The sequence below is a fragment of the Flavobacterium procerum genome, assembly GCF_042431625.1.
Classification (GTDB): domain Bacteria; phylum Bacteroidota; class Bacteroidia; order Flavobacteriales; family Flavobacteriaceae; genus Flavobacterium; species Flavobacterium procerum.
In genome coordinates, this window is record NZ_JBHLYW010000001.1 from 315,892 (window position 1) to 339,179 (window position 23,288).

A 23,288-nucleotide genomic window follows, 5' to 3' on the forward strand; every position below is an offset into this window, starting at 1 on the left:
AACCAAACCAAGTCAAAAATGAAAAACTTTAAACTATTCAGCTGTATAGTTCTTGTGCTGATAATTTCTAAAGTAAATGCTCAGGAATTTAAATTAGGAAAAGTATCGATTGCAGAACTGGAACAGAAATCGCATCCGAAAGATTCTTCAGCAGTGGCGGCAATCCTGTACAAAAGAGGTTATTCCAAAATTGAGTACAATGAATTAGAGGGTTTTGTAATCAACACAGAAGTAGAAACCAGAATTAAGATTTACAAGAATGACGGCTACGAATATGCCAATCAGACTGTTCCGTATTATCTTGACGGAAATGTACGAGAAAATGTGAGTTTCTCAGACGCTTACACGTACAACATTGTAGGTGGAAAAGTTGAAAAGATAAAAGTAAAAAGCGACGGTGTTTTTGATGAAGTAATAAACAAATACCGAGGAAGAAAAAAACTGGCATTTTCTAATGTAAAAGAGGGTTCAATCTTAGAATACAAATATAGTGTTAGAACCAAAAATATCGGCTGGATGCCCGATTGGGAATTTCAGGAAGAAATACCGGTAAATTATTCACAGTTTGCAACATATGTTCCTGAATATTATGTTTTTAATATAAGACAGAAAGGGTACATTTTTCCAAAAACTATGGTGGAGAAAAATAATAAAAGCCTTTCATTTACAGAGAAAGAAAGATCAGAAGGCCGTATTATCCAAACTTCATACAATACCAGCAAAGTCGATTATGTTGAGACAAAAACGACCTATCTTTTAGAGAATATACCAGCTCTGAAATCAGAAGATTTTGTCAATAATATAAATAACTACAGATCGAGTCTTGAGCAGGAGTTATCTGTGATAAAATATCCAAATGCTCCAGTCAAAGTACTTTCTCACGATTGGGAGTCTGTTGCAAAAACAATTTATGATTACGATAGTTTTGGTGCCGAATTAAACAAATCAGGTTATTTTGAGGATGAATTGAAACCATTGTTAGCAAACGCAAAATCAGATGATGAAAAAATCCTGGTGGTTTTGAGTTTTGTGAAATCTAAAGTAAAATGGAATGATTTTATGGGATTCGGCTGTGAAAAAGGAGTAAAGAAAGCCTATAAAGAAAAATCAGGAAATATTGGAGATATCAATTTGATGCTTACTGCCATGTTGCGTCATGCAGGATTAAATGCCAATCCCGTATTGGTAAGTACGCGTTCTAATGGAATTTCGATTTTTCCGAACAGAACAGCTTTCAATTATGTCATAGCAGCTGCCGATACACCAAACGGAAGAATTCTTTTAGATGCTTCTGATAAATTTTCAGCACCGAACATTCTTCCATTCAGAACATTAAACTGGCATGGAAGACTGATTAGAAAAGACGGAACTTCAGAAGATATCGATTTGATTCCGAAAAAGAATTCAAATGAAATTGTTTTTATGTCTTATGATATTGCACCAGAAGGAAAAGTTACCGGTAAGATTAGAAAACAATGTACAGATTACAGAGCTTTTAGTTCAAGAGCGGGTTTAGATGGAGTGAAAGAAGAAGATTATTTGGAGAAATTAGAAAATAAAAACCGCAAAATAGAAATCAGCGAATACAAGCTTACAAACGAAAAAGATGTTTTGCTTCCTACTGTAGAATCTTATTCTTTTATAGGAAATGATTTGTGTGATGTAATTGGAGGGAAAATATACATTAATCCGATGTTGTTTTTTGCCAACGAAAAAAATCCTTTTAAGCAAGATGTACGAGAATATCCAGTTGATTTTGGTTTTCCATTCATGGATAAGTTTAATATTACAATCAAAATTCCCGACGGTTACGCTATAGAAAGTCTTCCGGCCTCTTCTGCAATGAACATGGAAAACAATGTGGGCAGTTTTAAATTTCACCTAGGAGCAACAGAAAATGTACTTCAATTAAATGTCGTAAACCAGATTAATGAAGCAATCATTACCACGGAACAGTATGAAATGCTGAAAGATTATTATAAAGGAATTGTCGATAAGGAGACTGAAAAAATAGTATTAAAAAAGATTTAAGTATGAAATTGCATCCAATCGTGTTCTTATTTTTTTCCTATTTAATTTTTCAAAAACATATGCTCAAAAATATGAACTCGGAAAAGTAACTGTCGCAGAACTGCAGGAGAAATTTTGTCCTGCAGATACTGCAGCTCCAGCAGTAATTTTGTTTAAAAAAGGAAGGACTTTTTTCTCATACAATCAGAAAACGGGCTTTTCTGCAAACCATGTGTATGAATTCAAAATTAAGATCTATAAAAAAGATGGCGTTAAATGGGCCAATCAAAAAGTGCGTTTTTACATTGGCTACGAAAACTTGAGTGAGGAACAAGTCGAATTTAAAAATGCAGTAACCTATAATCTGGAGAACGGATCGATTGTAAAAACTAAACTAGACAATCAAGGAACTTTTAAGAAAAAAGTAAATGAATATTGGAAAGAAAAAACAATAACGCTTCCAAACGTAAAAGAAGGTTCGATCTTAGAATACAGTTATGTTTTAAAAACAGAAAATTTGGTCAAACTTCCTGATTTTGATTTTCAGTACGAAATCCCAGTAAATTATTTTGAATGTAAAACTGAGATTCCCGAATTCTATATTTATAAAAATATAGTAACGGGCAAACAGGCAATAGAAACAGATTCTAAAATTGTAAACTCGAGTAATAGTTTTGATAATGCGTACGGACGTACCAATGTTATGTGGTACAAGCAAATCAATAATCTTTTTACCGGAAAAAATATTCCGGCGTTGCACGATGAACCTTATATCAATAATATTGATAATTTTAAAGGATCGCTTCAGTTTGAGTTAGAGCGTGTAAGAATGCCCGACCAACCAGTAAAAGATTACACCATGACATGGGATGGTGTGGCCGCGACCATTTTTAAGGACGACCATTTTGGAAAAGAATTAAACAAAGGAGATTTTCTAGATGATGATATAAATCGACTGCTGGCTAATGTAAAAGCTCCAAAAGAAAGATTGGAGGTCATTTTTAGATTTGTGCAGGAAAAAATGAACTGGAATGAAAAAAATGGTTATTTGACCGATTTGGGAGTTACAAAAGCCTACGCTGAAAAGACAGGAAATATTAGCGATATCAATCTTATTTTAATCAGAATGCTTCAGAAAGCAGGAATAGAGGCAAACCCTGTATTGGTTAGCACATTAGAAAACGGTGTTCCTGTTTATCCAACCAGAATTGGTTTTAATTATGTAATTGCATCGGCGGAAATAGACGGAAATCAAATTCTTTTAGATGCTTCTCATAAATATACTGCGTTGAATATTCTTCCTTTAAATCTTTTAAATTGGAAAGGAAGACTGATAAAAAAGGACGGAACTTCAAAAGAAATTAATTTGGTTCCCGAAATTCCGTCAAAAGAATTTTCAAGTCTTGCGGCTGCAATCGATGAAAGAGGAATTCTAAAAGGAAAAATAAGAATACAGCGCACAGACTATGACGCATATGATTTCAGGGTTCGTAATGCTGATCGAAATCAGGAGAATTATCTTGAAAAACTGGAACAAGAACTCGGTAATTTAAAAATCTCTGAATACAAACTCGAAAATAAAAAGACAAATATGGGAGAACCTATTTCTGAAGGTTTTTCGTTTGAATCTAATAATGTGTCTGAAATTATTGGAGGTAAGATTTTTATAAATCCAATGCTGTTTTTTGCTAATTCGAAGAATCCTTTTAATCAGGAAAATAGGCAGATGGCTGTATATCTGGGCTATCCGAGTTTGAAGAAATTTACCATGAACCTCGAGATTCCAGAAGGCTATGTTATAGAATCGTTGCCCGGTCGTGTAAAAATCGCATTAGAAGACAAGTCTGTAATTTTTACTTTAAATGTTTCCAGTGATGGGAACAAAATTCAGTTTAGCAGCTTAAAGGAAATTAATAATAGTATTTTTGCAGCAGAGGGTTATCAAGGTCTGAAAGATGTTTTTCAGAAGATAATCGATAGTCAAAATCAAAAAATAGTTCTCAAAAAAGCTTAGAAAATGGATTTGAAAAATGCACAATTAGACGTAGATACTTGGATTAAAGAACATGGGGTTCGTTACTTTAACGAATTGACCAATATGGCGCAGCTTACCGAAGAAGTGGGTGAAGTAGCCCGAATTATTGCAAGACGTTATGGAGAGCAGTCTGAAAAAGAAAGTGATAAAAACAAAGATTTAGGAGAAGAATTAGCCGATGTGGTTTTCGTGGTTTTATGTCTTGCCAACCAAACAGGCATCGATTTGCAGGCCGCTTTTGACAAGAAGATGGACCTAAAATCGGTACGTGATAAAGACCGCCATAAAAACAACGAGAAATTAAAATAATGTGATATGTGCCGACAAAGTTTTGGCGTATGCTTTTTTTAAAATAAATTTGCCAAAATGCACAAAAAACAACACTCCTAAAATGAATTTATTACTTCAAACTACTCATAAAAATTTACAAGGACAGATTGCCGTTACTGGATCAAAAAGCGAAACCAATCGTTTATTGCTATTAAAAGCACTTTTTCCGAATATTACTTTAGCCAATACATCAAACTCTGATGACAGCGAAGTGATGCAAAAAGCATTGGCAGGAAATGACGAAATTGTAGACATTCACCACGCAGGAACAGCAATGCGTTTTTTAACGGCTTTTTTTGCGGTTAATGAAGGACGCGAAGTAGTAATGACAGGTTCAAGCAGAATGCAGGAACGTCCGATCAAAATTTTGGTTGAGGCATTAGGACAATTGGGAGTTGAAATCACTTATGAAAAAGAAGAAGGTTATCCTCCGATCAGAATCAAAGGAAAAAAAGTTACGGCTTCAAAAGTAACTTTGGCAGCCAATGTTAGCAGTCAGTATATTTCGGCTTTGCTTTTGGTTGCTTCAAAATTGGATAATGGTTTAGAACTGACTCTTGAAGGCGAAATTACTTCGATTCCTTATATCAAAATGACTTTGGCATTGTTGAAAGATCTAGATATTCATACAAGTTTTGAAGGAAATGTAATTAAAGTGTATCCAAAAGAAACGGTCGAAACCAAAGAAATGGTGGTAGAGTCAGATTGGAGTTCTGCTTCTTATTTTTTCAGTTTGGTGGCTTTAGCAGATTCGGCTTCTGTTACATTGAGCAGTTACAAAGAAAACAGTCTTCAGGGAGATTCAGAATTAATTTCGTTTTATGAAAAATTGGGAGTAAAAACGACTTTCGAAGGCAATAAAATGACTTTGGTAAAACAACCGAATTTCAACTACGAAACCGTAAATTTTGAATTGAATAATACTCCAGACATTGCACAGACTATTGTGGTAACTTGTTTAGGTCTCGGAATCGGATGTCACCTAACAGGGCTTCATACTTTAAAAATCAAAGAAACAGATCGTTTGGAAGCTTTGAGAATCGAATTGACAAAATTGGGTGCTACTATTTCAGTAACCAACGACAGTCTAACTTTGGTAGCTTCAGAAAACATCAATCATAATATTAGAATTGCTACATACAATGATCATCGTATGGCAATGGCTTTTGCTCCTTTGGCATTAAAAGTGCCGATTATTATTGATGATGCAGAGGTCGTGTCGAAATCATATCCAGATTTCTGGAACGATTTAAAAACATTGAATTTCCAAATCTCAGAATTGTAAAATTTTTTGAACCATATAAGTGTTATATAAGTTCATTTAAAATAAAGCTTAATTAAATAGCCTCTGGTTGAAACCAGAGGTTTTTTTATGTGTTTTCAAATGGCAAATCCAACAGGTTTTCAAAACCTGTCGGGTTTAATATATAGAATCCAGTTTTTAAAAAATCTAGTTAATATGAACTTATATGGTTCAAAAAAACATTTTAAATGGTTCTGAAAACGTCACAAAATCAAGGAGTTTTAAAAATAAACGCCAAAACACTTGACAACGCCTACCTCACAATCGTATATTTGCATCCGATTTAAAATTTTGGATAAATAAATCTAAAATAGGTATTTAAAAATCTACAATTCAAATATGAAATTATCACACTTCAATTTCAATTTACCAAAAGAACTTTTAGCTGAATTTCCGGCAGAAAACAGAGACGAATCTCGCTTAATGGTAATTGACCGTCAAAAAAACACTATCGAACATAAAATGTTTAAAGACGTTATCAACTATTTTGATGACGGAGACGTTTTGATTCTTAATAATACAAAAGTTTTTCCTGCCCGTTTGTACGGAAATAAAGAAAAAACAGGAGCGAGAATTGAAGTTTTCTTATTGAGAGAATTAAACTCTGAGCAAAGACTTTGGGATGTTTTAGTAGATCCAGCTAGAAAAATCCGTATTGGTAACAAGCTTTATTTTGGTGATGACGATTCATTAGTTGCTGAGGTAATTGACAATACAACTTCTCGTGGAAGAACTTTACGTTTCTTATACGATGGGTCTTACGAAGAATTTAGAAACAAATTGACCGAACTTGGAGAAACTCCGATTCCGAAATACATCAACAGAGATGTTACTCCAGAAGATGCTGAGAGATACCAAACGATTTATGCAAAAGAAGAAGGAGCTGTAGCGGCACCAACTGCTGGTTTACACTTCTCAAAACACCTTTTGAAAAAATTAGAAATCAAAGGAGTGAATTTTGCTGAAGTAACGTTACACGTAGGTTTAGGAACTTTTAACCCAGTTGAGGTTGAGGATTTGTCTAAACACAAAATGGATTCGGAAGAATTAATCATTACTCAAAAAGCTTGTGATATTGTAAACGAAGGGAAAGCAAAGAAAAAACGTATCTGTGCTGTAGGAACAACGTCTATGCGTGCAATCGAAAGTTCTGTTTCTTCTGCAAACACATTGAATCCTTATGAAGGATGGACTAATAAATTTATTTTCCCTCCTCACGATTTCAGTATTGCAAACTGTATGATTACAAATTTCCACACACCAAAATCAACATTATTAATGATGATTTCTGCTTTCTGTGGTCACGATTTAATGAAAAAAGCATACGAAGAAGCAATCAAAGAAGGATACAAATTCTATTCTTACGGAGATGCGATGTTAATTCTTTAATTGGAATTTATATTATAAAAAAGACCCGGCAAGTTTTTAAGACTTGTCGGGTCTTTTTAGTTTTTAATGGTTTCAAGTTTCAAGTTTCAAGTTTCAAGTTTCAGGTTTCAGGTTTCAAGTTTCAGGTTTCAGGTTTTGCCCTCAGTGCGAAATTTAACCGCAATCCCGATAGCTATCGGGATTGCGGTTAAAAAAAGCAAAGCATTTCAACTTGAAACTTTAAACCTGAAACAAAACAAACAAAAAATGTTATTTTAGCAAGCAAAACAAAAAGACAATGACTTTTCAAAATACACGCGAATTTGCGAAGCAACTTGATGCACAAGATGCGTTAAACCATTATCAGGAACAATTCATTTTTCCTAAAGTAAATGATAAACGAGTAATTTATTTTACAGGAAACTCTTTAGGATTGCAACCCAAACGTACCAAAGCTTATATAGATGAAGTAATGAATGATTGGGCAGAACTAGCCGTTGAAGGTCATTTTTATGCGGAAAAGCCTTGGTGGGATTATCAAGAAAGATTTTCAGAACCGCTGAGTAAAATTGTTGGTGCAATTCCGTCAGAAGTTACGGTTATGAATACTTTGACGGTAAATCTTCATTTATTGATGGTTTCCTTTTATCAGCCAACTAAAACACGTTATAAGATTATCTGCGAAGAAAAAGCATTTCCATCAGACCAATATATGTTTCAGAGTCAAGTGAATTTTCACGGATACAAACCGGAAGATGCCATTGTAGAAATTAAACGTAGAGAAGGCGAGCATAACATTCGCTTGGAAGATGTTTTAGCCAAAATTGAAGAAGTTGGCGATGAGCTGGCTCTAGTTTTAATTGGTGGTGTAAACTATTACACAGGGCAAGTCTTCGATATAAAAACGATTACTGCTGCTGGGCAAAAAGCGGGAGCAAAAGTAGGTTGGGATTTAGCGCATGCAGCAGGAAACATCAAGTTGGAACTGCATGACTGGAACGTAGATTTTGCCGCTTGGTGCAGTTATAAATATATGAATTCAGGTCCCGGAAATGCTTCAGGCTGCTTTGTTCATGAAAGACATCATAATTCAGATTTACCAAGATTTGCCGGATGGTGGGGACACAATAAAGAACGACGTTTTAAGATGGAACCCAACTTTGATCCCGTTCATGGAGCAGACGGTTGGCAGATTAGTAATCTTCCGGTTCTTTCATTGGCGCCTTATTTGGCCTCTGTAGAAATGTTTGCAGAGGTTGGAATGGATGCTTTAATTAAAAAACGCGACCATATTACTTCGTATTTGGAATTTATTCTTCATGAAATTGATAAAGAGGTTTCGGGAAATTTTGAAGTTATCACGCCTTCGAACCCAGAAGAAAGAGCTTCGCAATTATCGGTTTTTTTACACGGAGAAGGAAGAAGTCTTTTTGATTATTTAATGAAAAACGGAGTGATTACAGATTGGCGCGAACCGAATGTAATTCGCCTTGCACCAGTTCCTTTATATTGTTCTTATGAAGATATGTACGATTTTGGACAAATTTTGAAAAAAGGAATTTTAGGGAAGTAAAGTTTCAAAAAGAAATAATCTCGCAAAGGTACAGAGTCGCAAAGTTTTTAGCCACAGATTAAATGGATTAAAAAGATTTTTGAATTGCCTCTAGCTTTAGCTGGAGGTATCATTATAAAATAAGCAAAGGCTTTAGCCGAACTTTAAAGGTTTGGATAAAGCCTTTTTAATGGCATTTATTTTTTCATCCATCTAAAGCTGAACGCTATTCAATTTAAAAAAAACTTTGCGATTTCGCGACTTTGCGAGACTTTCCCATCTAAAGCATAATCTGCGAGAAAAAAATCAGCACATTTTGTAAAAATCGTTTTAATCCATTTAATCTGTGGCGAAAACAAAAAACCTTCTAATCTTATAAATTTTCAAAAAAATTCTGTAATAATCATTATAGCAGATATTCAGTAATTTGTAGTGTATAATTTTAAAAACTACAATCATGAAAGGCTTATATATTTTATTAGCAGCAATATTTTTTACTTCGTGTCAGCATCAAAGTAAAGAAGATATAAACAAAGCCAAGCAAGCCAGTATTGATTCTATGAAAGTTGAAATTAACAAGCAACGTGTTATCGATTCAATGAAGACTGAAATGGCGAAGATAAAAGAAGAGCAACAAGTTGAATCTCAAAAAGTAGAATCTCAAAAAGTTGTTGTAGTGCATCAGCCTGCAAATGGAAATGCCACAACTACAACGACCACTACCAAAAAGAAAGGATGGAGCGCAACTGCTAAAGGTGCTGTCATCGGCGCTGGAGTCGGGGCTGCAACAGGAGCAATCGTAAGCAAGAAAAAAGGTGAGGGTGCCATTATTGGTGGTTTGGCTGGAGCTGCATTGGGTACTGGAACAGGTGCTGTTATTGACAGTAAAAATAAAAAAGAGTAGAAAATTAATAACACTATCTATAAAAAGAACCCCGATTCGGAATTTCGAATCGGGGTTTTGTTTTTAAGCCATTTCCATTGTTGGAATTTTAATGGCATTTAATTCTGATTGATAATAATCAAACTGGTTTTTGATTTTTTCTTTTTCAGTATTAAAGTAGGTGGATGATAAAAGTAAATTTTGATAGTACTCAATTCCTTCTAAAATATTTGCTTTGAAAGAATTCCATTTTTTGAGCTGATTGTTTGTTATTTCTCCTGAAATTGTTTCGATTTCATTTCTGAAATAATCTACATACATTTTTAATTCTTTGACGAATAAATTCGGACGATCAGTTCTTAAAACAGATTTGCTTTGATAAATATGTTGAATCATTTCTTTCAGCGAAACTTCCTGATCAAAATAAGCCAAGTTTGGTCCCGGACAGATTACAACGCCTTGTTCCTGACCTTTTATCGTGATGTTGTTTTCAAGATAAGAAGCATTTGCAAGACCGACGCACAGACAGGATTTTTCAGTGATTTTAATTCTGCTTTTTTCAAATTCTTCTACAGATAAAGTATCTTTTTTGTTTTCTAGCTCCTCTAGTTTTATGTCCTGATATTTTTTTGATGCTGTACAGATTCCGTGTGGGTCATATTCTTTGCTCAAAGCCAAAAATTTCTTTGGACAAGAGCTTCCAGCTTTATTTTCTTGAATTCTTTTTTGTTTTACAAATTCATTAGTTGTGCCCTTCAAAGTATTAAACGGAACTCCTAATGGCGAAATGTTGCTTAGGTAAAAATCATCTTCCTTAGCATTCATCAGTAGATTTCGGGTTTGCTGGTCAACAGATGTTGCCTCTGGAACCAATAAGAAAGGAGAACCCCAACCAACCGAATCAACTTTGTATTCGTCTAATAGAAATTCATGTTCTTCGGCAGTTCCAACACCACCTTGAACAGTGATTTTTAACTCTAAAGGTTGTTCAGGAAAAATTTGATTTTTTAGCTGTAAAGCTTTAATCATTAAGTCATGGGCAGATTGTACCAATTGTTCTTTTTTCTGCTTAAATTCTTCTAAAATAGTACCCAAAAGAAGTCCGTCGGTTGCAAAAGCGTGGCCACCACAGTTTAATCCCGATTCGATTCGGTATTCTGAAACCCAAAGTCCTTTTTTGGCTAAGAAATTTCCCTGAATCATTGCCGATCTGAAATCGCTGACTTTTAGTATGATTTTCTTTTTGAGTTCATTTTTCTCATTCGGAAAAAAGTCTTTAAAATTTTCAAAGTAACCAAACAATCTTGGATTCATTCCGGCCGAAAGTACAACTGAAGATTCGAGATTGCTGTTGGCAAAACCTCTCAAAGCGGCATGTGCGTCATTAAATTCAATTGGAAGTTGTTCGTTTTTAACGAAATTGTCTTTGTCCAGTTTCGTCATGATATTCACATCAATTTCACCAGGAAAAAGGTGTGACTCGATATACTGTTGAATGTTTTCTTTGAAAGCGATTCCGTCATCCAATAAATTCTGAAACCCTTTTTTGATATCAGAAGTGTTTGGCAGCATCGACATAAAACTTTCTAAAGCTGTTTTGCTTTCAGCTAATTCAATTTTAAAATTTTCGAATTTTTCTTTCACGATTTTATCTACCAGATTTAGATAAGAAGTAATTCTTTCAGCGCGGTAGTCATGAAATTTCTGTGTGATTTCTTCGTACGGAATATTGAATTTAGTGCTATAAAAATTACGCATCTTCTCAATCAAATCATCATCGGCGAGCGCGATTACAGACGAAATCCCGTATTGCGCTACACGAATCGGACTGTCAATCGTGTACGCAAGTCCCATAACGGGAATATGAAAAGTGTGTAAAGGCGGTTTTGTCATTTGTTTTCAGATTAAAATAAAGACAAATATTGAAAAAAGGATTTTTCTAAAACCTGATAATTGTCAGGTTTGTAAATTGTTTTTTAAGCGAATCAAAATAAACATAGCCCGCGGTTTCAACCGTGGGGAAGGTATTGCGAAAATGTATTGAGGAAATTCGTTGCGTTCCTGCGGTTTCAACCGCAGGCTATGTTGACAAACAATATCTATAAAAATGTTTGCCACGAATTGCACTAATTTACACTAATTTCTTTTTCTGATTTTATAAGGATTAAATCATTTTAATCCTTATAATCTGTGGCAAAAAAGTCATAATTTGTGAAAATTAGTGCGATTCGTGGCAAATGAATTAAATCAAAATTTTCAAGCAATACTGCGAATCAAAATAAACATAGCCCGCGGTTTCAACCGTGGGGAACGTATTGCGAAAATGTATTGAGGAAATTCGTTGCGTTCCTGCGGTTGAAACCGCAGGCTATGTTGACAAACAATATCTATAAAAATGTTTGCCACGAATTGTACTAATTTACACTAATTTCTTTTTTTGATTTTATAAGATTAAATCATTTTAATCCTTATAATCTGTGGCAAAAAAATCATATCAAAATTTTCTTCAAAGATTCCGCTATGCTTCGCCATAGAAAGTTGTAAAATGATTTCTCCTGAATGCGTTCCAATTCGACATCTGCGGTTTTGGTTTTATCTTTCGAATCATTTTTGACCAATAAATTGGCTATTGCGCTTTTAATTTTGGCTTCTTTTTCAGGTTGTTTCTTTTTATATAATTTCACTTTCAGGTCATCATAATCCAAAGAAGCATTTCCTTTTGAAATATTGTCATTTCCATAAAAGTTAAAACGGTATTTGTGAAAAACGCCCGTAAACGAAGCATTCATATACGGTTTGCTGAATCTTTCCATCGCTCTAACATCAAAATTTGAAATAATTCCCTGAATATGGAAACTGTCCTTTTTATCCAAAACATTAAAACTCCAGTCGACATCGAGAGGCGAAGTTTTCATGAAAATGCAATTCACTTTGATTTTTACATCGGCTGTTTTTTTTAGGCCGAAACCGCTTCTAAGGTTTGTGGCTTGTAAATTGAATTGATCGAAATTAAGAACGCCAGGTCCTTTAGAAAAATCTATTTCTTCTTCGTAAACCAGCTTCGATTTCAGAACCTGAAGTGTATCAATCTGAAGCGGGAATTTGATGTTGCGCAGTAAATGATTGTAAAGGTATTTTTTGCTTAAATCATCTTTCGGCATTTTACCTCGATAAATATTGGCGTCAAAATGATTCATAACAATCGAATTAGTCTTAAAGAAAAAACGCTCATTTTTAAAGCCCCAAACCATTTTCTGAATGCTTGCAGAATCGAATTTTAAGGTGTAAATGTCTTTTTCCTTGTCTAAACGACGGATAAATTCGCGTCTGTTAAATTGAGGTAAGTAAGTGAAATTGTTAATCGTCAGGAAATTATTTCCAGTACTGATTTTTCCAATATTCATATGATAAAAAATACTCGAACGATAGAATAAGCTATCCATTACCAAAGCATATTTTTCAAATCGAATCGGGATTTTTTCTTTTAAGGTGGCATCTGTAATTAAAATGCCTTCTAGTTTTAGAATGATTTTTTTGACACTTAGAATAGGTTTTTCGCTGTCTATAGAAACCACATCTACGCTTCCTTCATTTAGATAGATATTTGAAACTGCAATTATTTTTCTAAAAGGTTCAATAATTTCTGTTTTGATGCTTTTGCTGTCGTTCAGAAGTTTTTCACCTTTTTTATATAAAATCAAACGAGGCTTGTTGACGATGATACTTTCTGCGCGAATAACATCGCGAAAAGCCAAATCCCAGATATTAAAATGCTTGATTGTTATAGATTCAATTTTAGCAAATAATCCATTTTTACTGTCTTTGGGCTGATTTTTTGGATGTACCAATAGTGTTTGTGCGTAAATGTTTTGCGAGAAAAGTGAAACCTCAATTTTTTCATAATTGATGTTGTACGCTGTATTGTTTTTTTCGTGTATAATGAGTGGTAATTGTTTTTTTATCCAATAATTCAGTCCCAAATTGATTAAAATCAAAAAAGTGAAGACCGAAACTATGACAATCGCTATTTTTTTATATACAGACATTTAGGCTATTAATTTTAATTACATAAATTTAGGCTTTTTAAGGAAGTTGTTTCTTATAAGATTTTATTTTTAAGTTACATTCTGCTTATAATCGGTTTAATTTTTTTGTTTGAATATGAGAATTGTAAAAAAGATTTTCTTTGCCTTATTAGTTTTTGTTATTGTAATCGCCATTGGTTTGTGGGCTTATATTTTTCACCTAAAACCCAAGTATGAAGGAGAGCTGGGATTGCAACATTTAGAAAAAGAAACTACGGTTTATTTTGATGATTTCGGAGTTCCGCATATTTATGCCGATTCTGAAAAAGATGCTATGACTGCGCTAGGCTATGTTCATGCGCAGGAAAGACTCTGGCAAATGGAACTTCTACGAAGAATTGCTCCGGGCCGTTTGTCTGAGCTTTTTGGAACTGTGGCATTGCAGAACGATAAATTCTTTGCTGGAATTGGTATTGAGGAAGCTTCCGCGAAAGCGATTGCCAAACTAGACAAAAACAGTGAAAGCTATAAACTGACGCAGGCGTATTTGGACGGAATCAATCAGTATTTAGAAGAAGGGCCAACACCTGTAGAATTTACTTTGGTTGGTGTCAAAAAGCAAAAATTTACCATCAAAGACGTTTACAATATTTTTGGCTATATGTCTTTCAGTTTTGCGATGGCGCAAAAAACCGACCCGCTTTTGACGGATATCAAAAACAAATACGGCGCAGCTTATTTGAAAGATTTAGGAATTGAAGGAGAATTTAATACGACGAGAATAAAAATTTCAAAAGAAAAAACCGAAGCTTATACAGCGATTTCAAAATCGGTTGCTGCGATGCTGGATCAGTCTCCGATTCCACCTTTTGTAGGGAGTAATAGCTGGGTTGTAGGGCCTAAAAAATCTAAAACCGGAAAAGTTATTTTTGCGAATGATCCACATATCGGCTTTTCGCAGCCGGGTACTTGGTATGAAGCGCATATTGTAACTCCGAAATATGAATTATATGGATGTTATCTTGCTGGAACACCATTTCCGCTCTTGGCACACAATCGAAATTATGCCTATGGATTAACAATGTTTGAAAATGATGATATCGATTTTTATCAAGAGCGAACTTTAGAAGGGGATCCAAATCAATACGAAACGCCGACAGGTTTTGGGAAATACGAAATTAGGAAAAAAACGATAAAAGTAAAAGATACTTCAGATGTGGTACTGACAGTAAAAGCAACGCGTCACGGACCAATTATGAACGATTTTATAGAGTATCTGGACCAGAATAAACCAATTGCGATGTCTTGGACTTATACGAGAGAACCAATCCGTATTCTGGATGCAGCTTATGGTCTTTCGCATGCAAAGAATAAAGATGATTTTAGAGAAGCCGTAAAATTGATTGCGGCGCCAGGACTTAATGTAATGTATGGCGATGCTTTAGGAAATACAGCTTGGTGGGCAAGCGGCAAATTGTATAAATTTAATAAAGGTGTAAACACACATTTGATTTTAGATGGAACAAAAGGAAAAGACGATATCATCGAATATTTGGATTTTGATAAAAATCCGTCGGCCGAAAATCCAGAATGGGGTTACGTTTATTCTGCCAATAATCAGCCAGAAGCGGTTGATGGGTACTTATATCCCGGATATTACCTTCCGGAAGACCGTGCTAAGAGAATTTCTACTTTAATGGATTCAAAATCTGATTGGGATAAAGAAGCAATCAGTAAAATGATTTATGATAATACTTCTGATGTTGCGGTTGAGACTGTTCGTAATTTGATTTCGATTTTAGACGAAATAAGTCTTTCCAAAGAAGAAAAAGAGGTTATAACGGTTCTAAAAGCATGGAAAGGAACTGCAAATCTAGAAGACGTTGCTCCAACAATCTACAATAAATGGATTTATCTGTATTTGAAAAATACATTTGAAGACGAAATGGGGAAGGATAATTTTAATTTGTTTTTAGGAATTTCTGTAGGTAAACAAGTAGTTGCTAATCAGGTTAAAAACGAAAATTCGGTTTGGTGGGATGATATCAAAACCACAAATGTAAAGGAAACCCGTAAAGACATTGTTTCAAAATCTTTTCATGACGCAGTTTTGGCATTAGAAAGTCAATTAGGAACCCAAATTGCAGATTGGAACTGGGGGAAAGTGCATACGGTTGAACATGAGCATCCGCTGGGCAAAGTGGCAGCGCTAAGAGGAATATTCAATGTTGGACCTTATGAATCTCCGGGATCCAACGAGGTAATCAATAATCTATTTTTCGGATTTAATGAAGAAGGAAAATATTATGTAAAAGGAGGTCCTTCTACAAGAAGGATTGTTGATTTTGCAGATATAGAAAACAGTTGGAGCATTCTTCCGACGGGACAATCCGGAAATCCGTTCAGTAAACATTATGATGATCAGGCCGAAATGTACAATGCGGGTAAATTCAGAAAAATGAAACTGAATAAAAAAGAGATTATAAAAACGTCTACAAAACTAATTTTAAAACCTAAAAAGTAATTATCAATTATTGAATTAATTCTATATTATTAAGACCTAAATCCCCAAAATCTATGTATAAAAAAATTACTTTTTTTTCTTTATTTCTTTCTTTTGTCAGCTTGTTTTTTGGTTTAACAACAAGCTTTGGTTCTGTGTTTTTGAGAATTCTCGCTGCTTTTAATATGAATTTCTCAGCAGGAATTGATGTTTTAAGAGTTAATGCTCAGTCATGGGGGATATTTACAGGCTTAATTCTGCTGATAGGGACATTGGCATTCTATTTTACAAAAGAAAAAGAAACCAGAATTCTGCGTTTTTTGTTTTCGGTCTTTTTTATACAATGTGCGCTTTTTGCAGTTGTAAATCTGTACTATTTTTTTATTTATATCCTGGCGTCTGGAAATATAGAAGACTATTTGTTTTTCTTTTGGTCATTTTCTGTACGCCTATTTTTATTGTTCTTCTTTTACCAAAGCATGATTTATTTAAACAAATTGAAGACTTTAGATTACGAAACATTTGTGTATACAGAATCGACAGAAATCTCTTATTTTGAAGCTAACAATTGGATTCGTTTGTTCCATTTGATATTCGATAGTTTAATCTATTTTCTTATTGCTTATCAGTTATTATACTTTTTAGCCAGATTACCTCATTTACGTCCTCTGTTTGAGCAAATCGAAGGAAGTTACAGCATACGTACCATAATTTTTGTTTTGTCTCTTATTTTCAGGACGCTGTTCTATTTTTCTTTTGAAAGATTGTTTTTGGGGAGTCCTGCGAAATTTTTTACAGAAACAAGGGTTGTAGATTATGAAGGAGATAAACTGGAAAGTGATTCAATTTTGAAACGAAGTCTATTAAGAAGTGTTCCTTTTAATGTCGCTTCTTTTTTGTTCAAAGGAAATTGGCACGATCACTATTCTGGCACACAAGTCTACAACGAAAAAAGAACCGGAATCGCTGGAGGCTGGTATTTTCTTCTAATTCCATTATTTTTTGCATCTGTATATGGATTGAGATATTTTGATGAAATTCGACAAAGAAATATGATGTATGAACTTGCAGAAAGAAAATTTGATGAAAAGCAACAAGCAATAAATAACGGATTGGAAAGACTTAATCAGAATTCGGTTTTAGAATTATGCCACGCCGATTATGCTTCTAAAACGCTGTTTTTGAAAGTCGAGAATATTTCAAATACGACAATCGAATTTTCTCTTTTGAAATTAGAAATGGCAAGCTTTTATAAAAACTATAGTATTGAGAAAGCTTATGAATTATCTAAAGATACTTTGCAGCGAATAAAGATTTCTAGAAATGACCTGAAAAAAATGCTTCAGCAATCTTTTAAGCAGACGTCAGAATATTATGGAGATGATAAAGAGGAATTTAAAGGTCTGGAGCATAATCCTAAACTTCGAGGAGAATTTATTGAGAAAGTTTACGAAATCTATTCTCCAGCTTTAAGTGTGCTTTCTGTTAGTACAGATTCTGAATCCCTTCATATACAATTGCAGAACGAAGGTTCGCCAGCAGAAGTAATTTCGGTAGAAACATTAGAAGGAGAAATTGATTGGAAAAAACACAATACTTTTCCGCAGGCGTTTTCAGAAGCAGGATTTGTAGTTTTACAGGGCAAAGGAAAGAATTTCGAAGATTATGAATTGAAAGTTACTGTTAACGACAACTCAAATAAAAAGTTTGTCTATAAAATTTCAAGTACTGATGATCCAGGAATAGTGTATCTAAAACTGCTTAAATAAGAGAGAGCTTTGTCAAAGTTTAAAGATTTTGACAAAGCTTAGACTCGCATATTACTTAGCGATATATTTTCCTCTTACGATATCATTTGCAAATATTTCCAGATTGTAACCCAACGCATCATTTACGACCATGACGTTGGCAACCTGATATGCTTTGTCTTTTTCGTATTTTTTTAGAATTACTTCGAGTTCGATTTCATTATAATAAGCAAACATATTGTAAACCGCATCTCTGAAATTCTTAAAATTGATGCTTTCGGTAATTGCAAGAGCTTTTTGGTCGTTCCATTTTTCTTTTTGAGACGCTTCACTAATCGTCGTCATGCAGAAATCGACTACATAGTTTTTGTAATTGGCAGCTTCGATAATTTTGTCAATTATGATTTTGTTTTGCTGCGAAGGCATTTTTACCGTGTTTGAAGTATTTTGCGAAAAGCAGATTGAGGCAGATAAAAAACAACAGCACAAGATCCAAAAGGATTGTCTTTTTAGATTTTTCATAGGTTAAATTTGTTTTTTTGGGTGTCGCTAAAATAGTAATTTTTGCAGTAAATCGTCGAGTAAAGAATTAAAAAAACAACTCCGATACTTCAAATTACTAATTTGAAGTATCGGAGTTGTTTACAAAAGCTAAAAAATATTTTGGTTTCTTATTTGGTCATTATTTCTTGTAGAATTTTTTTTCCGCCTTCGTTTGTTGGATCCAGTTCAACCGATTTTTTATAGTTGGCGATTGCCATTTTTTTATCGCCATCGGCCAAATAAGCCTCGCCAAGACTATCATAAACATTTCCAGATTTTGGGAAAGTTTCAACATTAATTTTGAAAACTTCTATAGCTTCCTTCTTTTTTCCGTCTTGCAATAATTGATAGCCAACTCGATTCATATCACCTTCTTTGATAGTGTAAGTTGGATTATTTTTTAATTTTTTATAGGCTTCTGTACCTGCTAGAGCGCCTTTATCGGCATAAATATCCAATAAATCCAAAGCCAATGATTTTTTAGGCTGATTGAAAGGCTGATTGTATAAAATTGCGCGAATTGCGGTATTCATTTCGCTTAAAACAGTACCGCCCGTATTGTTTAATAAAACGACAAGATTTTTGTTTTCTGGAATGCGGGAAATAATTGTATTAAAACCATTAATACCGCCTCCATGTTCAATTATGCTTAATTTCTTATCTCCGTTTTCGGTGTCATAGGAAGACCATCCATATCCATAAAAACCATTCCATGCTTTAATGTAAGGTTTGAATAATAATTCAGTAGATTTTTGAGAAAGCAGTTTGTTCGTATAAAGCGCCTGATCCCACAAAAACAAATCTTCAACTGTAGAGTACAAAGATCCTGCAGCATAAGGAATGCTCATGTCGATATAAGCTGCATTAACTATTTTTTTACCTTGTTTTTCATAACCTGCAGCTCTGTTTTTTAGAATTACATCGCTATGATCATAACCAGAATTGACCATTTTTAAAGGTGTAAATATAACTTCCTGTAAATTTTGCTCGTAAGTTTTTCCAGTAACTTTTTCAATAATATAACCCAAAAGAAAATAACCTGAATTACTATAATTAAATTTTTCTCCAGGAGTAAACTCAAGTGCTAAAGCCGAAAAAGTTTTTACAAAAGCTTCTGGTGTATATGGATTTCTCGCTTTGTCTTTAAAGAAATTTGGTGCATTGGTGTAATTTGGAATTCCAGATGTATGAGTCAATAAATGATGGATTGTAATTTTATCTCCATTTTCTTTTGGATAATCAGGAAGATAAGTTCTAATCGGAACATCCAATTTTAATTTTCCTTCTTCTGCCAATTTTACAATTAATAACGCTGTAAATTGTTTAGAAATTGATCCTAATCTAAATTTAGTATCCGGCTGGTTTGGAATATTCCATTCCATGTTGGCAGATCCAAAACCTTTTTTAAAGATTACTTTTCCGTTTTCGGCTACTAAAGCCGAACCGTTAAATTGTACGTATTCGTTGTATTTGCTTAAAAGCTGTTCGATTTGCTGCGCTTTATCCTGCGCTGTAGCAAGTGAGGTTGAAACGAAAACAAAAAGGGAAAGTGCAATGAGTTTGATTGATTTTTTCATAATGATTGATAATCGTGATTAAGGATTAATAAATGATTCGTCTTTTGATTGATGATTGAAACTGTGTAACAAAAAGATATTCAGTAATTTAAATCGAAATTACGGTTTTTTACCGAATAATATTCTGCCTCCTTAAAATCTTAGACGACTCATTTATCATTTAGTTTCAATCTCAATCACTTTTTTTCCATTTTCTCCTAAATAATGTATAATTACCTTTTCATAAATTTTATAACCGTCATCGACATTTGTAAAAATAAGTAGCCCTTCTTTTGTTTTTGGAAGAATGAAAGCCAGTGTCTGTACACCTTTGTCTGCGCCGCTGTGCGATAAAGCATATTCGCCATTTTCGAAATCATAAATTTCAAAACCTAAACCGAAATATTTATTTTTTTTTGTCTGAATCTGATGCGAATTCATTTCCTGAACTATTTTCGGACTTAAGCCATCGCCATTCATTACACTGCATAAAAAATTTCCATAATCCGAAAGTGTCGTCGTCAAATCATCGGCAGCATTGGCGGTTTTATTTTTGGTGGGTTCATATTCATTTCCTTTGGCATCATAACCAATCGCAAACCTCGAAAGATCTATTTTGTCATTCCAAACTAGTTGTGAATCGTTCATTTTTAAAGGCTTAAAAACCAATTCATCTGCCAGTTGTTCCAATTTTTTGTTGAATTTCTTTTCGATAGCTTTTCGCAGATATTCAAAACCTTCGCCAGAATATTGGTATTTTGTTCCGGGTTTAAACTTAAAATCTAGTTTTCCAGATTCGTTCATATACCTCCAATTAGGAAATCCCGTCTGATGGCTTAAAACAATTCTTGTAGTCAATAGTTTGTGATTTGGATCGTTTGTGATGTCTGGATCAGTCCAGTATTTATATAAAGGTTCGTCTAAATCCCATTTTCCCTGACTGACTAATTTTAAGGCAACGTAAGCGGTAATCGGTTTTGTTAACGAAGCTACATTCCAAATCGTATTATAGGGTGCCGTAACTCCTTTCTTTATTTCGCCGAAAACTTTAATTTGCTTAAGCTTTCCTTCAGAAATAATTCCGATTCCCAACGCGGGAATATTATTTTTTTGAAGCCATTTTTCAGTTTCAGCATCATTGTCAAAAACGCCTTTCTGTTTTCCCAGCGTATTTACTGTTTGGTGGTCATAACTAAGTACTCGTGATAATTTCCAAATCTTGTTTTTTAAAAGCCAGACATGGGTAAATTTGGCGGTGCTGGCAAACCGTTCAGGTTTTCCTTTTGAAGTTTCGTAAAAACGATGAATTCCAGTTTGTACAGCGCCGTATAAAATGCCGTTTTTGTAAAGCGGATAAATTTCTGTGCTTCCTTCAACTAGTTCTCTTCGCGATTGATACGTTTCAGGCGAAGAACATAATCCCTTTTTAAAGGTTTTAAGAAATCTTTTTTTGTCAGAAATACTGTCTTTGTCGTGAAAGAACTCAAAATCGTCAGACGTCAAGTCTTCAAATTGTTTGATGTTGCAAGTGTTAAAACTGATATTAAACAGCAGACTGTCCTGCGCCATAATAGTTTTGTACAATTCGGATTGTTTGTTTTCCTGCGAAAATCCGTTTTGAGTTTGAAAGAATACAACTGCCAAGAGCAGAAACTTGATTTTTAAAATTTGATTGATGAATTTCATTTGTGATTGATTGATTGATTGATTGATTGAATTTTTAAATGTAATTAATTAACACATAGAAACATAAGTGGTGTTTTGGTGAAAATGAATATAAAAATACATTCTTTTTAAACACGACCGTATAGAATTTTGTAATAGGTGGAACACATTTAAAAGTGTTTCAAAAATCTTGTTTCTATGTGTTAAAACTAAATTAAACGTTCGACAAAAATACTGTAGGTTGCATTTTTAAAATTGTACAAAAACGAAATTTCATCTTTTTTTTGAAAGAAAATAAGAGTCGGGATTGAATGTTTTGGGAGTAGTTTTGGTCACATCTTTGAATTTTCGAATAAAATGCGACTGGTCAAAGTATTTATTGTAAAGCGCAATTTCGGTAAGACTCCTTTTTTCAATATCTGTATCGATCATCTGATCGACCGATTTTCTGAATTGCAGAATCTGAATGTACTTTTTTATGGTAAGTCCGGTAGCCGATTTAAATTTGATTTGAATTAGGCGCTGAGAAAAATTTAATGTTTTTACGATTTCAGAAACCGAAATTTCATTCTCGCTTAACTTGATTATTTCGCAGACTTTTTCAATGCTATTTTGGTCGGGATTTAAGTCGACTGTTTTTTCAAAATAGCTGTTTAGGTTTTCTAAAATCGTTTCAACGGCATCTTTTAAGTTGATTTTGAAAGGTAATTCAGAAACAGCAATTTCAATAATTGAATCGGTAAAATTGCTTAAATCGTATTGAGGAAAAATCGAAAGAGTCCAAGCGTGAAGCTGAATTATTGTGACTTTTGTTTGAGGTCGAATATTTACCAGAACCTTGTTGGTCATCTGAGAACAAAAGTAAAAACCTTCGTTCATCTCGTACTTCTTTTTGCTGGTGTGTACTTCAATCGCATTACCGCAAACAATAGCGAGATTAAAACAGCCGTTTGGTAAAACCAGTTTGTTTTCGATAAGATTTTCGCCCGCGCTGTTGTCCAGACACCATATCTTACTGACAAATCTTTCAGATTTTGGAGAAACATAATATTCTGAATAAAGGCTCATGTGTAAGTCTACAGGTTTTCGATTTCTTTGTTTTTGCTATTGTCTTTACAAAGAACGGCAATGCTTATTATAAGTAGGCTAAGATAAATTGAAATAGGAAATCCAATTCCTAATTCATGTTGGGTTATCTTATCGAGAAGCTTTGAAAGAGCAACAAAAATTAGTGCCGCAATTAAAGACATTAAAGTTATTGTCCAAAAAGCTATTTTATTGTCGGGAAAAGAAACTACCAGCCTGATAGCGTTAAATATAAGAAATCCTGTTGCTGCCAACGAAATTACAATTGCGAACCAGCCTATAAAAACAGAAAGTAGCATAGCCAGCATAAAAGTTAAAAATACAATAAAACAGGAAACAAATAAGGCAATAAATAATGTAAAAAAATCAGCAACCTTGTTATTAGAAAAAAAGCGGACTAGAATAAACGGAAAAATACAACAGTACCCAAAAGATGTCAATAAACCGCGGTCATTTTCTCGGTCTATCTTTATGCAGAGCAACATCCAAGAAATAATAAGCAGTAGTGAGAAGGCGGTAAAAAAGATGTTTTTTCTGTTTGACAAATACTTTATTTCTGTACTTAGTTTCATAATCATTTTTGGATGGTTAATTTACAAGCTAAAGTAATTAATATTCATATAACATATAGTGAAAACGATAATCAAAATGTTTTTGATTTCAGAGGTTATATTTAATCTT

At 33.9% G+C, this 23,288-nt stretch carries 16 protein-coding genes; 10 read left to right on the plus strand and 6 right to left on the minus strand.

Going from position 1 to position 23,288, the window contains the following annotated elements; genetic code table 11:
• Window positions 1–18: 18 nt before the first annotated feature.
• The 7 genes from ACFFLS_RS01430 (at window position 19) to ACFFLS_RS01460 (ending at window position 9,502) form a co-directional block, all read left to right on the plus strand.
• Window positions 19–2,031 (plus strand): DUF3858 domain-containing protein, encoded by a 2,013-nt coding sequence (locus tag ACFFLS_RS01430; RefSeq protein WP_379683650.1) that lies wholly within the window; start codon window positions 19–21, stop codon window positions 2,029–2,031.
• Between the two features lie 211 nt (window positions 2,032–2,242).
• Window positions 2,243–4,024 carry a DUF3858 domain-containing protein gene (locus ACFFLS_RS01435; protein WP_379683649.1) on the plus strand — a complete coding sequence of 594 codons (1,782 nt, stop codon included), beginning with the start codon at window positions 2,243–2,245 and terminating at the stop codon, window positions 4,022–4,024.
• A gap of 3 nt (window positions 4,025–4,027) precedes the next feature.
• Entirely contained in the window at window positions 4,028–4,354 is a 327-nt protein-coding gene (locus ACFFLS_RS01440) for a nucleotide pyrophosphohydrolase (protein ID WP_179001729.1), read from the plus strand.
• A gap of 82 nt (window positions 4,355–4,436) precedes the next feature.
• Window positions 4,437–5,660, plus strand: a complete 1,224-nt coding sequence (locus ACFFLS_RS01445) for a 3-phosphoshikimate 1-carboxyvinyltransferase (RefSeq protein WP_379683648.1) — start codon at window positions 4,437–4,439, stop codon at window positions 5,658–5,660.
• Window positions 5,661–6,017: 357 nt separating this feature from the next.
• Window positions 6,018–7,067, plus strand: coding sequence for a tRNA preQ1(34) S-adenosylmethionine ribosyltransferase-isomerase QueA (queA, locus tag ACFFLS_RS01450; RefSeq protein WP_379683647.1), 1,050 nt, complete (start codon window positions 6,018–6,020; stop codon window positions 7,065–7,067).
• Window positions 7,068–7,344: 277 nt separating this feature from the next.
• On the plus strand, window positions 7,345–8,619 hold the full coding sequence (kynU, locus tag ACFFLS_RS01455; protein WP_379683646.1) for a kynureninase: 1,275 nt from the start codon (window positions 7,345–7,347) through the stop codon (window positions 8,617–8,619).
• 436 nt (window positions 8,620–9,055) lie between these two features.
• Window positions 9,056–9,502, plus strand: a complete 447-nt coding sequence (locus ACFFLS_RS01460; RefSeq protein ID WP_379683645.1) for a YMGG-like glycine zipper-containing protein — start codon at window positions 9,056–9,058, stop codon at window positions 9,500–9,502.
• A 63-nt stretch (window positions 9,503–9,565) separates the two neighbouring features.
• Here ACFFLS_RS01460 and ACFFLS_RS01465 read toward each other — a convergent pair whose 3' ends face one another.
• Window positions 9,566–11,374: a hypothetical protein gene (locus ACFFLS_RS01465; protein WP_379683644.1), complete on the minus strand. Its 1,809-nt coding sequence runs from the start codon at window positions 11,372–11,374 to the stop codon at window positions 9,566–9,568.
• A gap of 596 nt (window positions 11,375–11,970) precedes the next feature.
• Entirely contained in the window at window positions 11,971–13,527 is a 1,557-nt protein-coding gene (locus ACFFLS_RS01470; RefSeq protein WP_379683643.1) for a hypothetical protein, read from the minus strand.
• A 115-nt stretch (window positions 13,528–13,642) separates the two neighbouring features.
• On the opposite strand from ACFFLS_RS01470, the gene ACFFLS_RS01475 reads away from it, so the two are divergent.
• Window positions 13,643–16,030 (plus strand): penicillin acylase family protein, encoded by a 2,388-nt coding sequence (locus ACFFLS_RS01475; protein WP_379683642.1) that lies wholly within the window; start codon window positions 13,643–13,645, stop codon window positions 16,028–16,030.
• A 53-nt stretch (window positions 16,031–16,083) separates the two neighbouring features.
• A complete protein-coding gene (locus ACFFLS_RS01480) occupies window positions 16,084–17,778 on the plus strand; it encodes an RDD family protein (protein WP_379683641.1) in 1,695 nt (564 codons plus the stop codon).
• Between the two features lie 51 nt (window positions 17,779–17,829).
• Here ACFFLS_RS01480 and ACFFLS_RS01485 read toward each other — a convergent pair whose 3' ends face one another.
• From ACFFLS_RS01485 to ACFFLS_RS01500, 4 genes are all read right to left on the minus strand, one after another.
• The gene (locus ACFFLS_RS01485) at window positions 17,830–18,183 is read right to left on the minus strand and encodes a hypothetical protein (protein WP_379683640.1); all 354 of its coding nucleotides are present in this window, start codon (window positions 18,181–18,183) and stop codon (window positions 17,830–17,832) included.
• A 245-nt stretch (window positions 18,184–18,428) separates the two neighbouring features.
• Entirely contained in the window at window positions 18,429–19,877 is a 1,449-nt protein-coding gene (locus ACFFLS_RS01490; protein ID WP_379683639.1) for a serine hydrolase, read from the minus strand.
• 156 nt (window positions 19,878–20,033) lie between these two features.
• Complete coding sequence (locus tag ACFFLS_RS01495) at window positions 20,034–21,542, minus strand: serine hydrolase domain-containing protein (RefSeq protein ID WP_379683638.1); 1,509 nt, start codon at window positions 21,540–21,542, stop codon at window positions 20,034–20,036.
• Window positions 21,543–21,794: 252 nt separating this feature from the next.
• Window positions 21,795–22,589: a helix-turn-helix domain-containing protein gene (locus ACFFLS_RS01500; protein ID WP_379683637.1), complete on the minus strand. Its 795-nt coding sequence runs from the start codon at window positions 22,587–22,589 to the stop codon at window positions 21,795–21,797.
• A gap of 210 nt (window positions 22,590–22,799) precedes the next feature.
• Between ACFFLS_RS01500 and ACFFLS_RS01505 the strand changes: the two genes are divergently transcribed.
• The gene (locus tag ACFFLS_RS01505; protein WP_379683636.1) at window positions 22,800–23,216 is read left to right on the plus strand and encodes a hypothetical protein; all 417 of its coding nucleotides are present in this window, start codon (window positions 22,800–22,802) and stop codon (window positions 23,214–23,216) included.
• Window positions 23,217–23,288 lie beyond the last annotated feature (72 nt).

Coding starts and splice junctions, on each gene's coding strand:
- ACFFLS_RS01430 (WP_379683650.1), top strand. CDS start 19: ATGAAAAACTTTAAACTATTCAGCTGTATAGTTCTTGTGCTGATAATT.
- ACFFLS_RS01495 (WP_379683638.1), bottom strand. CDS start 21,542: ATGAAATTCATCAATCAAATTTTAAAAATCAAGTTTCTGCTCTTGGCA.
- ACFFLS_RS01460 (WP_379683645.1), top strand. CDS start 9,056: ATGAAAGGCTTATATATTTTATTAGCAGCAATATTTTTTACTTCGTGT.
- ACFFLS_RS01500 (WP_379683637.1), bottom strand. CDS start 22,589: ATGAGCCTTTATTCAGAATATTATGTTTCTCCAAAATCTGAAAGATTT.
- ACFFLS_RS01485 (WP_379683640.1), bottom strand. CDS start 18,183: ATGCCTTCGCAGCAAAACAAAATCATAATTGACAAAATTATCGAAGCT.
- ACFFLS_RS01470 (WP_379683643.1), bottom strand. CDS start 13,527: ATGTCTGTATATAAAAAAATAGCGATTGTCATAGTTTCGGTCTTCACT.
- kynU (WP_379683646.1), top strand. CDS start 7,345: ATGACTTTTCAAAATACACGCGAATTTGCGAAGCAACTTGATGCACAA.
- ACFFLS_RS01440 (WP_179001729.1), top strand. CDS start 4,028: ATGGATTTGAAAAATGCACAATTAGACGTAGATACTTGGATTAAAGAA.
- ACFFLS_RS01465 (WP_379683644.1), bottom strand. CDS start 11,374: ATGACAAAACCGCCTTTACACACTTTTCATATTCCCGTTATGGGACTT.
- queA (WP_379683647.1), top strand. CDS start 6,018: ATGAAATTATCACACTTCAATTTCAATTTACCAAAAGAACTTTTAGCT.
- ACFFLS_RS01490 (WP_379683639.1), bottom strand. CDS start 19,877: ATGAAAAAATCAATCAAACTCATTGCACTTTCCCTTTTTGTTTTCGTT.
- ACFFLS_RS01480 (WP_379683641.1), top strand. CDS start 16,084: ATGTATAAAAAAATTACTTTTTTTTCTTTATTTCTTTCTTTTGTCAGC.
- ACFFLS_RS01475 (WP_379683642.1), top strand. CDS start 13,643: ATGAGAATTGTAAAAAAGATTTTCTTTGCCTTATTAGTTTTTGTTATT.
- ACFFLS_RS01445 (WP_379683648.1), top strand. CDS start 4,437: ATGAATTTATTACTTCAAACTACTCATAAAAATTTACAAGGACAGATT.